This is a genomic window from Pseudomonas sp. Sample_11, assembly GCF_004307505.1.
Taxonomy (GTDB): Bacteria; Pseudomonadota; Gammaproteobacteria; order Pseudomonadales; family Pseudomonadaceae; genus Aquipseudomonas; species Aquipseudomonas atacamensis.
The window spans coordinates 1-14,700 of sequence record NZ_RCOD01000049.1; the positions used below are offsets into that span (position 1 = coordinate 1).

At 57.5% G+C, this 14,700-nt stretch carries 12 protein-coding genes; 8 read left to right on the forward strand and 4 right to left on the reverse strand.

Going from position 1 to position 14,700, the window contains the following annotated elements:
- Window positions 1-88: 88 nt before the first annotated feature.
- From gyrB to dnaA, 4 genes are read right to left on the reverse strand one after another with little or no spacing between them, the layout of a single operon-like run.
- On the reverse strand, window positions 89-2,506 hold the full coding sequence (gene gyrB / locus D8U60_RS12710; protein ID WP_130900231.1) for a DNA topoisomerase (ATP-hydrolyzing) subunit B: 2,418 nt from the start codon (window positions 2,504-2,506) through the stop codon (window positions 89-91).
- Between the two features lie 5 nt (window positions 2,507-2,511).
- Window positions 2,512-3,615 carry a DNA replication/repair protein RecF gene (gene recF / locus D8U60_RS12715; protein WP_016772389.1) on the reverse strand — a complete coding sequence of 368 codons (1,104 nt, stop codon included), beginning with the start codon at window positions 3,613-3,615 and terminating at the stop codon, window positions 2,512-2,514.
- A gap of 14 nt (window positions 3,616-3,629) precedes the next feature.
- Window positions 3,630-4,733, reverse strand: coding sequence for a DNA polymerase III subunit beta (dnaN, locus tag D8U60_RS12720; protein WP_016772390.1), 1,104 nt, complete (start codon window positions 4,731-4,733; stop codon window positions 3,630-3,632).
- A 39-nt stretch (window positions 4,734-4,772) separates the two neighbouring features.
- Entirely contained in the window at window positions 4,773-6,296 is a 1,524-nt protein-coding gene (gene dnaA / locus D8U60_RS12725) for a chromosomal replication initiator protein DnaA (protein ID WP_024014947.1), read from the reverse strand.
- 566 nt (window positions 6,297-6,862) lie between these two features.
- Here dnaA and rpmH point away from each other — a divergent pair.
- The 8 genes from rpmH to D8U60_RS12770 all read left to right on the forward strand — a co-directional run bounded on the left by rpmH (window position 6,863) and on the right by D8U60_RS12770 (window position 14,692).
- Window positions 6,863-6,997 carry a 50S ribosomal protein L34 gene (gene rpmH / locus D8U60_RS12730; protein WP_003213577.1) on the forward strand — a complete coding sequence of 45 codons (135 nt, stop codon included), beginning with the start codon at window positions 6,863-6,865 and terminating at the stop codon, window positions 6,995-6,997.
- Window positions 6,998-7,013: 16 nt separating this feature from the next.
- A complete protein-coding gene (rnpA, locus tag D8U60_RS12735; RefSeq protein ID WP_024014946.1) occupies window positions 7,014-7,415 on the forward strand; it encodes a ribonuclease P protein component in 402 nt (133 codons plus the stop codon).
- A complete protein-coding gene (yidD, locus tag D8U60_RS12740; protein ID WP_027901580.1) occupies window positions 7,408-7,653 on the forward strand; it encodes a membrane protein insertion efficiency factor YidD in 246 nt (81 codons plus the stop codon). The genes rnpA and yidD overlap by 8 nt, the downstream gene beginning before the upstream one ends.
- 2 nt (window positions 7,654-7,655) lie before the next feature.
- Complete coding sequence (gene yidC / locus D8U60_RS12745) at window positions 7,656-9,335, forward strand: membrane protein insertase YidC (RefSeq protein ID WP_071173916.1); 1,680 nt, start codon at window positions 7,656-7,658, stop codon at window positions 9,333-9,335.
- Between the two features lie 81 nt (window positions 9,336-9,416).
- Window positions 9,417-10,784, forward strand: coding sequence for a tRNA uridine-5-carboxymethylaminomethyl(34) synthesis GTPase MnmE (gene mnmE, locus D8U60_RS12750; protein WP_130900232.1), 1,368 nt, complete (start codon window positions 9,417-9,419; stop codon window positions 10,782-10,784).
- A gap of 552 nt (window positions 10,785-11,336) precedes the next feature.
- The gene (mnmG, locus tag D8U60_RS12760; RefSeq protein WP_130900233.1) at window positions 11,337-13,235 is read left to right on the forward strand and encodes a tRNA uridine-5-carboxymethylaminomethyl(34) synthesis enzyme MnmG; all 1,899 of its coding nucleotides are present in this window, start codon (window positions 11,337-11,339) and stop codon (window positions 13,233-13,235) included.
- Window positions 13,232-13,876: a 16S rRNA (guanine(527)-N(7))-methyltransferase RsmG gene (rsmG, locus tag D8U60_RS12765; RefSeq protein WP_016772399.1), complete on the forward strand. Its 645-nt coding sequence runs from the start codon at window positions 13,232-13,234 to the stop codon at window positions 13,874-13,876. The genes mnmG and rsmG overlap by 4 nt, the downstream gene beginning before the upstream one ends.
- Before the next feature lie 18 nt (window positions 13,877-13,894).
- Complete coding sequence (locus tag D8U60_RS12770) at window positions 13,895-14,692, forward strand: ParA family protein (protein WP_016772400.1); 798 nt, start codon at window positions 13,895-13,897, stop codon at window positions 14,690-14,692.
- Window positions 14,693-14,700 lie beyond the last annotated feature (8 nt).

Here is a 14,700-nt window from a genome sequence, read left to right on the forward strand (position 1 = left end):
GAGCATTTTCTTTGAGCGCTGCGCAGATTGCTAGGTTTTCACACAGTCTGATTGGCCGGGGTTTTTCATAAGCGGGTAGCAATCAGGATCAGAAATCCAGGTTGGAAACCGCCAATGCGTTGCTCTCGATGAAGTCTCGGCGCGGTTCGACCGCATCACCCATCAGGGTGTTGAAGATCTGGTCTGCACCGATGGCGTCTTCGATGGTGACTTTCAGCATGCGTCGCACGCTTGGGTCCATGGTGGTTTCCCACAGCTGATCAGGGTTCATTTCGCCCAGACCTTTGTAGCGCTGGATGGTGTGGCGCTTGGTGCTTTCGGCCATCAGCCAGTCGAGGGCTTCCTTGAACTCGGTAACGGCTTTCTTGCGTTCGCCACGCTGGATGTACGCGCCTTCGTCGAGCAGAGTGCTCAGTTGCGCGCCCAGGGTGACCACGGTTTTGTAGTCGTTGCTGCCGAAGAAGTCGCGGTTGAAGGTGACATAGTTCGACAGGCCGTGGGAGATCAGTTCGACCTCTGGCAGCCAGACGCCACGTTCACGGTCTTCGCGCAGGCTGGCCTTGTAGACCAGGCCGGACTTCTCGTTGGTACGCAGACGGACTTCGTACTGGGCCAGCCACTCTTGCATCGCTGCATGGTCGCCCAGGATTTCAAGGCTGACGGCCGGCAGGTAGATGAAGTGCTCGGTCAGCTCCTGTGGGTACAGGCGCGACAGGCGCTTGAGGGTCTTCATGACCATGCGGAAGTCGTTGACCAGACGCTCCAGCGCTTCACCGGAAATGCCTGGGGCTTCTTCGTTCAGGTGCAGGCTCGCATCTTCCAGGGCCGACTGCGTCATGTACTCTTCCATGGCGTCGTCGTCTTTGATGTATTGCTCTTGCTTGCCTTTCTTGACCTTGTACAGCGGTGGCTGGGCGATGTAGATGTAGCCGCGCTCGATCAGCTCCGGCAACTGACGGAAGAAGAAGGTCAGCAGCAGGGTGCGGATGTGCGAACCGTCAACGTCAGCATCGGTCATGATGATGATGTTGTGATAACGCAACTTGTCGATGTTGTACTCTTCGCGACCGATGCCGCAGCCCAGCGCGGTGATCAGCGTGCCCACTTCCTGGGACGAGATCATCTTGTCGAAACGGGCTTTCTCGACGTTGAGGATCTTGCCCTTCAACGGCAGGATCGCCTGGGTCTTGCGGTTACGTCCCTGCTTGGCAGAACCGCCCGCGGAGTCACCCTCCACCAGGTACAGTTCGGACAGCGCCGGGTCTTTCTCCTGGCAGTCAGCGAGTTTGCCCGGCAGGCCGGCGATGTCCAGCGCGCCTTTGCGGCGGGTCATCTCACGGGCCTTGCGCGCGGCTTCACGGGCGCGGGCGGCGTCGATCATCTTGCCGACCACCAGCTTGGCTTCGTTCGGGTTCTCCAAGAGGAAGTCGGAGAAGTATTTGCCCATCTCCTGCTCGACCGCAGTCTTCACTTCGGAAGACACCAGCTTGTCTTTGGTCTGCGAGCTGAACTTCGGATCCGGCACCTTCACCGAAATGATCGCGGTCAGGCCTTCACGGGCATCGTCACCGGTGGTGGCGACTTTATGCTTCTTCGCCAGACCTTCCTGCTCGATGTAGTTGTTCAGGTTACGCGTCAGTGCCGAACGGAAGCCCACCAGGTGGGTGCCGCCGTCGCGCTGCGGAATGTTGTTGGTGAAGCACAACAGGTTCTCGTTGAAGCTGTCGTTCCACTGCAAGGCGATTTCCACGCCGATGCCGTCTTCACGCTGGATGTTGAAGTGGAACACTTGGTTGACCGCAGTCTTGTTGGTGTTCAGGTATTCAACGAACGCACGCAGGCCGCCTTCGTACTTGAACAGTTCTTCCTTGCCGCTGCGCTCGTCCTTGAGGACGATGCCGACACCGGAGTTGAGGAAGGACAGTTCACGAATGCGCTTGGCGAGGATGTCCCAGCTGAAGTGAATGTTCTTGAAGGTTTCGCTGGAAGCCTTGAAGTGGATCTGGGTACCGGTGGTTTCGCTGTCGCCAACGATGGCCATCGGTGCCTGAGGCACACCGTGGACGTAGGTCTGTTCCCAGATCTTGCCACTGCGGCGAACAGTCAGGACCAGTTCTTCGGACAGTGCGTTCACTACCGACACACCTACACCGTGCAGACCGCCGGATACCTTGTAGGAGTTGTCGTCGAACTTACCGCCAGCGTGGAGGACGGTCATGATGACCTCGGCGGCGGAAACGCCTTCCTCTTTATGCACGTCTACCGGGATGCCACGACCGTTGTCTTTAACGGTGATGGATTCGTCCGGGTGGATGATGATGCTGATGTCGTCGCAATGGCCGGCGAGGGCTTCGTCGATCGAGTTGTCGACCACCTCGAACACCATGTGGTGTAGACCGCTGCCATCGTCGGTGTCACCAATGTACATACCGGGACGTTTGCGTACGGCATCCAGGCCTTTCAGCACTTTAATGCTCGTTGAGTCGTACGTATTTTCTTCGCTCAATGCCTTCACTCCCGATGGTCGTGGGTCTGGGTGATACGGCCCTGTTCCACGTGGAACAAAGCGACTGGCGTTTCCGTCTGCCAGCCTTCCCTCAGTAATTCGTGATCTACACAGGTGATGAACACCTGGCAGCGTAAGTCTTCCAGCAAGCGGCACAGCGCGCGACGGTGGCTCTCGTCCAGCTCGGACGGCAAGTCATCCACCAGATAAATACACTGTCCGCGGCGGGCCTGGCTGACCAGGTGCCCTTGGGCAATCCGTAGTGCACAGACCACAAGCTTCTGCTGACCCCGGGACAGGATGTCCGCGGCATTGTGTGCGCCCAATCTGAGACGCAAATCAGCTCGTTGCGGTCCGGCCTGGGTGTGCCCCATCTGCTGGTCCCGTTGCACGGAACCGGCGAGTACGGCGCTCAATTCGCGGTCCTTGTCCCAGCCTCGGTAATAGCTGAGCGTCAAACCCTCGAGCTCAACCAGTTCGCTCAAGGTCTGTTCGAAGACCGGTTTCAAGGCTGTGATGTAAGCGCGGCGGTATTCATCGATTTCAGCGCTGGCCTGGCACAGTTCCCTGTCCCAAACCGCTTGCGAAACGGCGTCAAGTGTACCATGCCGCAGCCAGGAGTTTCTCTGGCGCAGCGCCTTCTGCAAACGCTGCCAAGTGGCCATGAAACGCGGTTCAACGTGGAACACACCCCAGTCGAGAAACTGCCGGCGAATCTTCGGCGCGCCTTCCAGCAGACGGAAGCTGTCGGGATTGATCAACTGCAACGGCAGGATCTCCGCCAGCTGCGCAGCACTACGGGCGTTCTGGCCATCGATGCGAATCTGGAACTCGCCCTGACGGTCGCGAGAAATCCCCAGCGCACTGTGTCCGCCTTCAGCCAGCTCAACCTGACCAAATACAGTACAGGCGAGCTGTTCGTACTGAATGACCGGCAACAGCCGCGTGCTGCGAAACGAACGGGCAAGCCCCAGCAGATGAATGGCTTCCAGAACACTGGTTTTGCCGCTGCCGTTGGCGCCGTAAAGAATGTTGATGCGGGGGGAGGGGGAGAAGGTCACCGGGTGCAGATTACGCACCGCGGTGACCGAAACACGACTTAACGACATTCAGGATCAGCTGATTACAGACGCATCGGCATGACAACGTAAGCCGAGTCGTCATTGTCGGACTCTTGCACCAGCGCACTGCTGTTGGAGTCGGACAGGATCAGGCGAACCTGCTCGGTGGTCATCACGCCCAGCACGTCGAGCAGGTAGCTGACGTTGAAACCGATCTCCAGCGAGCCGCCGTTGTACTCAACGCCCACTTCTTCTTCCGCTTCTTCCTGCTCCGGGTTGTTGGCCTGGATCTTCAACTGACCGCTGGCCAGCTGCAGACGGATACCGCGGTACTTCTCGTTGGACAGAATCGCCGTACGGCTGAACGCTTCACGCAATGCCTGACGATCGCCGAGTACCAGTTTGTCGCCACCTTTCGGCAGGACGCGCTCGTAATCCGGGAATTTACCGTCGACCAGTTTCGAGGTGAAAGTGAACTCGCCCGTGGTGGCGCGGATGTGATGCTGACCGAGGACGATGCTGACATTGCCGTCCGGCTCGGTGAGCAGACGCGCCAGTTCGAGGATACCTTTGCGCGGTACGATCACCTGATGACGATCCGGCTGACCGATATCGGCCTGCATCGAGCACATCGCCAAACGGTGACCGTCGGTGGCCACGGCGCGGATCACACCAGCCGAAACTTCCAGCAACATGCCGTTGAGGTAATAACGCACGTCCTGCTGGGCCATGGCGAAGCTGGTGCGTTCGATCAAGCGACGCAGTTTGCTCTGCTCCAGGCTGCACGTCAGCGAGCCCGGGCCTTCTTCAACAGTCGGGAAGTCGTTGGCCGGCAGGGTCGACAGGGTGAAGCGGCTACGGCCGGCCTTCACCACCAGCTTCTGCTCGTCGACCTTGATGTCGATGAGCGCGTCGTTGGGCAGGCTCTTGCAGATGTCCATCAGCTTGCGCGCCGGCACGGTGATGGAGCCCGTTTCGGCCGGCTCTTCGAGTTGCACACGACCGACCAGCTCGACTTCCAGGTCGGTACCGGTCAGCGACAGTTGCTGGCCTTCGACGACCAACAGCACGTTGGACAGTACCGGCAAGGTCTGTCGGCGCTCGACGACGCCTGCGACCAGTTGCAGGGGTTTCAACAGGGCTTCGCGTTGAATGGTGAAATGCATGGTCTAGTCCCTTGCCTTAATAAGCTGCGCTGGTGTTCATCAAGTGGTCAGTGTACGCAGCAGGTTCTTGTAGTCCTCGCGGATGTCCGCGTCGGATTCCTTAAGTTCGTTGATCTTGCGGCAGGCGTGCAGCACGGTGGTGTGGTCGCGGCCGCCAAACACATCGCCGATTTCCGGCAGGCTGTGGTTGGTCAGTTCCTTGGACAACGCCATGGCGACCTGACGCGGACGAGCCACCGAGCGCGAACGGCGCTTGGACAGCAGGTCGGAAATCTTGATCTTGTAATACTCGGCGACGGTGCGCTGAATGTTATCCACAGAGACCAGTTTGTCCTGCAACGCCAGCAAGTCTTTCAGGGATTCGCGGATCAGCTCGATGGTGATGTCGCGGCCCATGAAGTGCGAGTGGGCGATTACGCGTTTCAGCGCACCTTCCAGCTCACGGACGTTGGAGCGAATGCGCTGGGCAATGAAGAACGCGGCGTCATGCGGCAACTCGACTTTGGCCTGATCGGCCTTCTTCATCAGGATCGCCACGCGGGTTTCCAGTTCCGGCGGCTCGACGGCAACCGTCAGGCCCCAGCCGAAGCGGGATTTGAGGCGTTCTTCAAGGCCTTCGATTTCTTTCGGGTAGCGGTCACTGGTGAGAATGACCTGCTGACCACCTTCAAGCAACGCATTGAAGGTGTGGAAAAACTCTTCCTGGGAACGCTCCTTGCGGGCAAAGAACTGAATATCGTCGATCAGCAAGGCGTCCACCGACCGGTAGAAACGCTTGAATTCGTTGATGGCGTTCAGTTGCAACGCCTTGACCATGTCGGCCACAAAGCGCTCGGAATGCAGGTACACGACCTTGGCATTCGGATTCTTCTTTAATAGATGGTTGCCCACCGCGTGCATCAAGTGGGTTTTACCCAAGCCGACGCCACCATAAAGGAAGAGCGGGTTGTAACCGTGCTTGGGATTGTCCGCCACCTGCCAGGCCGCCGCACGGGCGAGCTGGTTGGATTTACCTTCAACGAAGTTTTCGAAGGTGAACGTGCGATTCAGGTAACTGGTGTGCTTGAGCGCACCTTCTACCTGCACGGTGCGCTGCTCCGCGCGAACCGGGGCCTGCTGCGAAGCGGCGCCGGCCATCGGGTCGAAGCTGTCGCGGGAAGGTTCTTCGCTGACTTCAGCGGCCTTCTGTGTGGAACGTTTGGCCGGAGCAGGGGCTGGCGTCGGTGCCGGATTGCTCGCTGGCACATTATTGGCCTGCGCCTGAGCAACCTGCGCGGCCGCCAGCGGCGCATTGGGTGCAGCACGAGGTGCCGAGCTGCGTTTGCTGCCTATTAACAAGGACAGCGCCGGCGTCGAGCCATTGCCGTGCTCATCCAGCAGTTCAAGGACGCGGCCCAGGTACTTTTCGTTGACCCAGTCCAACACGAAACGATTCGGTGCGTAGACGCGCAACTCGTCGCCTTCGGCTTCGACCTGTAGTGGACGGATCCAGGTGTTGAATTGTTGGGCAGGCAGCTCTTCGCGCAAAAGCTCCACGCACTGCTGCCAAAGTTCCACTGACACGGATATCCCCTAAGTTGAAAGCCGGTGAGGCAAAAACAAGCGGCCATTGTAGCGGCGAGCGATTCACTTATCCACATGCAGGTAGGTTCGTCACCATCATTTATCAACGCGTTAACGCATTAAAAGGCGACCAACGGCATGTGAATAAGCCCTGTGGATAAATGCCCCTGAGAGCACTGGACAACTGGGGGCTAAACCCGGTGGATAACCAGCCTGTGGATAACAGCCCATTCCACGCACAGCTTATCCGATAGCGCAGCACAGGCTGAACACGGTTTTCCACTGTAGTTGTCATTCTCTGTACATCCCGTGGAATAAGGCTCCATGACAGTTATCCACAGAAGATGGTGTGCCTAGCTTTTACAAGCTTTACAGAAAAGCTTTAAATAATTCCCTTCTTTATTTCTATATCTGGCGGACAGGCTTTCAAGCTGAAACCGCGCCCGGATCTATTTATAAGGAAACGCTGGTTGGAAATTGACCTGAAGGCTTGCTTTCTCTAGAATCCCCGGTCTCTTAAAACGGGGGCCATTCCGGCCCGTTGTGGACGAACCAGGTAACACGACATGAAACGTACTTTCCAACCAAGCACTATCAAACGCGCTCGTACCCACGGTTTCCGTGCTCGCATGGCTACCAAGAACGGCCGCGCAGTCCTGTCGCGTCGTCGCGCCAAAGGTCGTGCGCGTCTGGCAGTTTGATAATCCGGTACTGGAGGTGAGTCAGGACTTCAGTCGGGAAAAGCGTCTGCTTACCCCCCGGCATTTCAAGGCAGTCTTTGACTCCCCTACCGGCAAGGTTCCGGGGAAAAATCTCCTGCTCCTTGCACGCAACAACGATCTTGATCACCCCCGTCTCGGGCTGGTTATCGGGAAAAAGAGCGTAAAGCTCTCCGTTGAGCGCAATCGCCTCAAACGTCTGATGCGCGAATCGTTCCGTCTGCACCAGGATTCACTGGTCGGCTGGGACATCGTTATCGTCGCGCGCAAAGGTTTGGGTGATGTAGAAAACCCCGAATTGATTCAGCATTTCGGCAAACTCTGGAAGCGTCTGGCACGCAACAAGCCCGTTCCGGCAGTCAAAACCGAAACTGTAGGGGTAGACAGTACCGATGCGTAAACTGGCCCTCGTTCCGATCCAGTTTTATCGCTATGCCATTAGTCCTTTAATGGCCAGCCACTGTCGCTTCTACCCCAGTTGTTCCTGCTACGCGTATGAAGCCATTGAAAATCATGGCCTTCTGCGCGGTGGCTGGCTGACCTTTCGTCGTTTAGGTCGCTGTCATCCGTGGAATCCCGGTGGTTATGACCCGGTTCCACCTGTCCCTACCTCCCGTTCTTCTTCGATGGCCGAGTAATCATGGATATCAAACGCACGATCCTGATCGTCGCCCTGGCAATCGTGTCCTACGTCATGGTTCTTAAATGGAACCAGGATTATGGCCAGGCTGCCCTGCCGACTCAGAATGTTGCTTCCAGTACGACTACATCCGGTTTGCCGGACACCGCCACTGGCACAAATGCCGCCAGTGACGATATTCCGCGCGCCGCCAGCGATACCAGCGCACCTGCCGAAACGCCGGTCGCCGCCAGCAAGGATCTGATTCAGGTCAAGACCGATGTGCTCGATCTGGCGATCGATCCACAGGGTGGCGATGTTGCGCAACTGACCCTGCCTTTGTATCCGCGTCGTCAGGATCGTCCTGACGTTCCGTTCCAGCTGTTCGATAACGGCGGCGAACGTGTATATCTGGCGCAAAGCGGTCTGATCGGTACCAACGGCCCGGATGCAAACCCGGCCGGTCGTCCGGTTTATTCCTCGGAGAAGAAGGTTTACCAACTGGCTGACGGTCAGGATCAACTCGTCGTTGACCTGAAATTCAGCAAGGACGGCGTCAACTACATCAAGCGTTTCACCCTGAAACGTGGCCTGTACGACGTCGCTGTCTCCTACATTGTGGATAACCAGAGCGCTCAGCCCTGGAACGGCGCAATGTTTGCCCAGTTGAAGCGCGATGCCAGCGCTGATCCTTCGTCGACCACTGCTACTGGCACCGCGACTTACCTGGGCGCTGCCCTGTGGACAAGTTCCGAGCCGTACAAGAAAGTGTCGATGAAGGACATGGACAAGGCGCAGCTCAAGGAAACCGTCACCGGTGGTTGGGTAGCCTGGCTGCAGCACTACTTCGTGACCGCGTGGATTCCGGCCAAGGGCGAAAACAATATCGTCCAGACCCGTAAAGACAGCAAAGGCAACTACATCATCGGTTACACCGGTCCTACTCTGACCGCTGCTCCAGGTGCAAAAGTTGAAACCAGCGCTGTGCTGTACGCCGGTCCGAAAAGCCAGGCTGTGCTGAAAGAGTTGTCCCCAGGTCTGGAACTGACCGTCGACTACGGCATTCTGTGGTTCATTGCCCAGCCGATCTTCTGGCTGCTGCAACACATCCACGCCATTGTCGGTAACTGGGGCTGGTCGATCATCTTCCTGACCATGCTGATCAAAGGGATTTTCTTCCCGCTGTCGGCCGCCAGCTACAAATCGATGGCGCGCATGCGTGCCGTGGCTCCGAAACTGGCTGCGCTGAAAGAGCAACATGGCGATGACCGGCAGAAAATGTCGCAAGCCATGATGGAGCTGTACAAGAAAGAGAAGATCAATCCACTGGGCGGCTGCTTGCCGATCCTCGTGCAGATGCCGGTCTTCCTGTCGCTGTACTGGGTTCTGCTGGAAAGCGTGGAAATGCGTCAGGCGCCGTTCATGCTGTGGATCACTGACCTGTCGATCAAGGATCCGTTCTTCATTCTGCCGATCATCATGGGCGCAACCATGTTCATCCAGCAGCAGCTGAACCCGACGCCTCCGGATCCGATGCAGGCGAAGGTCATGAAAATGATGCCAATCATCTTCACCTTCTTCTTCCTGTGGTTCCCCGCTGGTCTGGTGCTGTACTGGGTTGTGAACAACTGCCTGTCGATTGCACAACAGTGGTACATCACGCGTAAGATCGAAGCGGCGACGAAAAAAGCCGAGGCGTAACTTGCACTGTGGATAACACCACTCAAAACGCCCCCTAGTGGGGCGTTTTGCTATCTGCCACTTTTGTCTGGATGCCGCTTTATGAGCACACCCCGTGAAACCATCGCTGCTGTCGCCACTGCTCAAGGGCGCGGCGGTGTGGGCATCGTCCGTATTTCCGGGCCGTTGGCCAGCATGGCGGCAAAAGCCATCAGCGGCCGAGAACTGAAACCGCGTTACGCCCATTACGGGCCGTTTTTCAGTGACGATCAGCAAGTGCTGGATGAAGGTCTGGCTTTGTATTTCCCGGGGCCGAACTCGTTCACCGGCGAAGACGTGCTGGAACTCCAAGGTCACGGCGGCCCGATCGTGCTGGACATGTTGCTCAAGCGCTGCCTGGAACTGGGCTGCCGTCTGGCCCGTCCGGGGGAATTCAGCGAGCGCGCCTTCCTCAATGACAAACTCGATCTGGCCCAGGCCGAGGCAATCGCCGATTTGATCGAAGCCAGTTCTGCCCAGGCTGCGCGCAATGCGCTGCGTTCATTGCAGGGTGCGTTTTCCCAGCGTGTGCATAACCTGACCGAGCAACTGATCGGTTTGCGTATCTACGTTGAAGCCGCCATCGACTTCCCGGAAGAGGAAATCGACTTTCTCGCCGACGGCCACGTATTGAGCATGCTCGACAAAGTACGCGATGAGTTATCCACAGTGCTGCGCGAAGCGGGGCAGGGCGCGTTATTGCGTGATGGCATGACGGTGGTGATTGCCGGCCGTCCCAACGCGGGCAAATCCAGCCTGTTGAATGCATTGGCCGGTCGCGAGGCTGCCATCGTCACCGAGATTGCCGGCACCACGCGGGATATCCTGCGCGAACATATCCACATCGACGGCATGCCGTTGCATGTTGTCGATACTGCGGGCCTGCGTGATACCGATGATCATGTGGAAAAGATTGGCGTGGAACGGGCCTTGAAAGCCATTGGAGAAGCGGATCGGGTTTTACTGGTAGTCGATGCGACCGCACCGGAGGCACTGGATCCTTTTGCCTTGTGGCCAGAATTTCTCGAGTCTCGACCGGACCCGGCGAAAGTCACGCTGATCCGGAACAAAGCCGATCTGACCGGTGAAGCGGTTTCTCTGGAAACCAGTGACGACGGCCACGTGACCATCAGTCTCAGCGCCAAATCCGCCGAAGGCCTAGACCTGCTGCGGGACCACCTCAAGGCGTGCATGGGTTACGAGCAGACTTCGGAAAGCAGCTTCAGCGCACGTCGCCGGCATCTGGAAGCACTGCGTCACGCCAGCGCGGCACTGGAACATGGCCGCGCGCAACTGACCCTGGCCGGGGCAGGCGAATTGCTCGCCGAAGATCTGCGCCAGGCTCAGCATTCCCTGGGTGAAATTACCGGGGCGTTCAGCTCGGATGATCTGCTTGGAAGGATCTTCTCCAGCTTCTGCATCGGCAAATAACCCTCCTGCTATTCACAGACAGGTCCATTCGCGACCTGTCTGCTTCCCTCTTTTCTAAAATCCTCCAAGAGTGCCGGGCAGATTTTTTCTCCCTGAGCGGTTTTCGGCTGCCTGGTACCTCTTCGTCCATCAAATTTTTGTGGATTAAGCCCTGTGAATAACTGCCACTGAGGGCAGTTGATAAATGGGGTTGAAAACTGGATATAACCTGCACTGTGGATAACCACCCCTTTCATCCACAGGCTTAAACCGGTTATCCAATGGCCTCATTGCTACATGAACACAGAGTTTTGAATCTCTGTACATGTTGAAAAATAAGGCCTGTAGCGATGTATCCACAGAAAGGTGGTTCAGTAAGAATAAACATAAAAACAAAGGTTTTATAAATTTCTCTCTTTTTTATTCTTTTAACCTCGAGTTCTCCACAGCTGGTTAAATTTTGTGCAAAGGGTTCTTTAGAAAGGGCGAAGTCCCTATACTTGCCGACCAGGTCCAGAAACCTGAGCTCAACTATTTCCTGAATGACCTACTTAAGCAGGCACGAGGTGCGTGGTGGATTTCCCTTCCCGTTTTGAAGTGATCGTCATCGGCGGCGGTCATGCCGGTACCGAGGCAGCACTGGCGTCAGCACGCATGGGGGCAAAAACCCTGTTGCTGACGCATAACGTGGAAACCCTCGGTGCCATGAGTTGTAACCCGGCCATCGGAGGCATCGGCAAAAGCCACCTGGTCAAGGAAATCGACGCCCTCGGCGGCGCGATGGCCATGGCTACCGATAAGGGCGGCATCCAGTTTCGCGTGTTGAACAGCCGCAAGGGTCCGGCCGTACGGGCCACCCGTGCACAAGCCGACCGGATTCTCTACAAGGCAGCTGTTCGCGAAATCCTGGAAAACCAGCCGAACCTGTGGATATTTCAACAGGCTGCTGACGACCTGATCGTCGAGCAGGAACAAGTCCGTGGTGTGGTTACACAGATGGGGCTGCGTTTCTTCGCCGATTCTGTGGTGTTGACCACCGGTACATTCCTCGGCGGACTTATCCACATCGGTTTGCAGAATTTCTCCGGCGGTCGCGCCGGTGATCCACCGTCGATTGCTCTGGCCCACCGTCTGCGTGAGTTGCCCTTGCGTGTCGGGCGTCTGAAAACCGGCACGCCGCCGCGTATCGATGGCAAGTCAGTGGATTTCTCGGTGATGACCGAACAACCGGGCGATACGCCAATTCCGGTGATGTCGTTCATGGGCAACAAGGAACAGCATCCCCGGCAGGTCAGCTGCTGGATCACCCATACCAATGCCCGCACCCACGAAATCATCGCGGCGAACCTCGATCGTTCGCCGATGTATTCCGCTGCCGGTGAAATCGAAGGCGTCGGCCCGCGTTATTGCCCGTCGATCGAAGACAAGATTCATCGCTTTGCCGACAAGGAAAGCCATCAGGTGTTCATCGAACCGGAAGGTCTGACCACCCATGAGCTGTATCCGAACGGGATATCCACAAGCCTGCCGTTCGACGTGCAATTGCAGATCGTGCAATCGATCCGCGGTATGGAAAACGCGCACATTGTGCGTCCGGGTTATGCGATCGAGTACGACTACTTCGATCCGCGCGACCTGAAGTACAGCCTGGAAACCAAAGTCATCGGCGGTCTGTTCTTTGCCGGTCAGATCAACGGCACCACCGGTTACGAAGAAGCTGGCGCTCAAGGTCTGCTCGCCGGGGCCAACGCCGCGCTGCGGGCCAAGGGCAAAGAGGCCTGGTGTCCGCGCCGCGATGAAGCGTACATCGGCGTTCTGGTCGACGACCTGATCACCCTCGGTACCCAAGAGCCGTACCGTATGTTCACGTCGCGAGCCGAGTACCGCCTGATTCTGCGCGAAGACAACGCCGACCTGCGTCTTACCGAAAAAGGTCGCGAGCTCGGTCTGGTCGATGACGCGCGCTGGGCGGCCTTCTGCAAGAAACGCGAAAGCATCGAGCTTGAAGAACAGCGCCTGAAAAGCACTTGGGTAAGGCCGAATACCCCTCAGGGCGATGCTATTGCTGACAAGTTCGGCACGCCGCTGACCCACGAGTACAACCTGCTCAACCTGTTGAGCCGTCCGGAAATCGACTACGCAGGTCTGGTCGAAGTGACCGGGCAGGGCGCCGAAGATCCACAGGTCGCCGAGCAGGTTGAGATCAAGACCAAATACGCCGGTTACATCGACCGCCAACAGGACGAAATCGCCCGTCTGCGCGCCAGCGAAGACACGAAATTGCCTGTGGATATCGATTACACCAACATCTCCGGTCTGTCCAAGGAGATCCAGAGCAAGCTCGGTGCCACACGTCCCGAAACGCTGGGCCAGGCTTCGCGGATCCCGGGCGTAACTCCGGCAGCGATTTCGCTGTTGATGATTCATTTGAAAAAACGCGGCGCGGGCCGTCAGTTGGAGCAAAGCGCTTGAGTGCCAAGGTCACTTCGCAACACGCCGAAGAGTTATCCACAGGAGCCCGCGAGCTCGGTGTCAATCTCACAGAAACCCAGCACGAATTGCTGCTGGGTTATCTGGCCCTGTTGATCAAATGGAACCAGGCCTACAACCTGACCGCCGTGCGCGATCCGGACGAAATGGTTTCGCGGCACTTGCTCGATAGTCTCAGCGTGATGTCGTTTATCGAGAACGGTCGCTGGCTCGACGTCGGCAGTGGCGGTGGCATGCCTGGTATCCCGCTGGCGATCCTGTATCCGGACTCGCAGGTGACCTGTCTGGACAGCAACGGCAAGAAAACCCGCTTCCTGACTCAGGTCAAACTGGAGCTGAAGCTGGATAACCTGCAAGTTATCCACAGTCGCGTCGAAGCCTTCCAGCCTGCGCAGCCATTCAACGGGATCATTTCCCGGGCATTCAGCAGCATGGAAAACTTCACCAACTGGACTCGCCACTTGGGCGATGCCGATACACGCTGGCTGGCAATGAAGGGCGTTCATCCGGCCGATGAGCTGGTAGCATTGCCGGCAGATTTCAAACTCGATAGCGAACACGCCCTGGCCGTCCCCGGTTGCCAAGGCCAACGCCATCTGCTGATACTGCGCCGCACGGCATGATTGGGAACACAAGCAAGAATGGCTAAGGTATTCGCGATAGCGAACCAGAAGGGTGGTGTGGGCAAAACCACCACCTGCATCAACCTCGCAGCATCCCTGGTCGCGACCAAGCGCCGGGTGCTGTTGATCGATCTCGATCCACAGGGCAACGCCACCATGGGTAGCGGTGTGGATAAACATGGTCTGGAAAACTCGGTCTACGATCTGCTGATCGGTGAATGCGACCTGGGCCAGGCCATGCACTTCTCCGAGCACGGCGGCTATCAACTGCTGCCGGCCAACCGCGATCTGACCGCGGCCGAAGTGGTGCTGCTGGAAATGCAGATGAAGGAAAGCCGTCTGCGCAGTGCGCTGGCGCCGATCCGTGACAACTACGACTACATTCTCATCGACTGCCCACCGTCGCTGTCGATGCTCACACTCAATGCACTGGTCGCCGCTGATGGGGTGATTATTCCCATGCAGTGCGAATACTTTGCGCTGGAAGGTTTGAGCGACCTTGTGGATAACATCAAGCGCATCGCTGAACTGCTCAATCCGAACCTGAAAGTCGAAGGCCTGCTGCGGACCATGTACGACCCGCGCCTGAGCCTGATGAACGATGTTTCGGCGCAGCTCAAGGAACACTTCGGCGATCAGCTGTACGACACGGTGATCCCGCGCAACATTCGCTTGGCCGAAGCACCGAGCTACGGCATGCCGGCGCTGGCTTACGACAAGCAATCGCGTGGCGCTCTGGCCTATCTGGCTCTGGCGGGCGAGATGGTTCGTCGTCAGCGCAAAAATTCACGCATTGCTGCTGCTCAGCCAACTTAAGGAATCCC

Coding starts and splice junctions, on each gene's coding strand:
- recF (WP_016772389.1), bottom strand. CDS start 3,615: ATGTCGTTAAGTCGTGTTTCGGTCACCGCGGTGCGTAATCTGCACCCG.
- dnaN (WP_016772390.1), bottom strand. CDS start 4,733: ATGCATTTCACCATTCAACGCGAAGCCCTGTTGAAACCCCTGCAACTG.
- rpmH (WP_003213577.1), top strand. CDS start 6,863: ATGAAACGTACTTTCCAACCAAGCACTATCAAACGCGCTCGTACCCAC.
- yidD (WP_027901580.1), top strand. CDS start 7,408: ATGCGTAAACTGGCCCTCGTTCCGATCCAGTTTTATCGCTATGCCATT.
- yidC (WP_071173916.1), top strand. CDS start 7,656: ATGGATATCAAACGCACGATCCTGATCGTCGCCCTGGCAATCGTGTCC.
- mnmE (WP_130900232.1), top strand. CDS start 9,417: ATGAGCACACCCCGTGAAACCATCGCTGCTGTCGCCACTGCTCAAGGG.
- D8U60_RS12770 (WP_016772400.1), top strand. CDS start 13,895: ATGGCTAAGGTATTCGCGATAGCGAACCAGAAGGGTGGTGTGGGCAAA.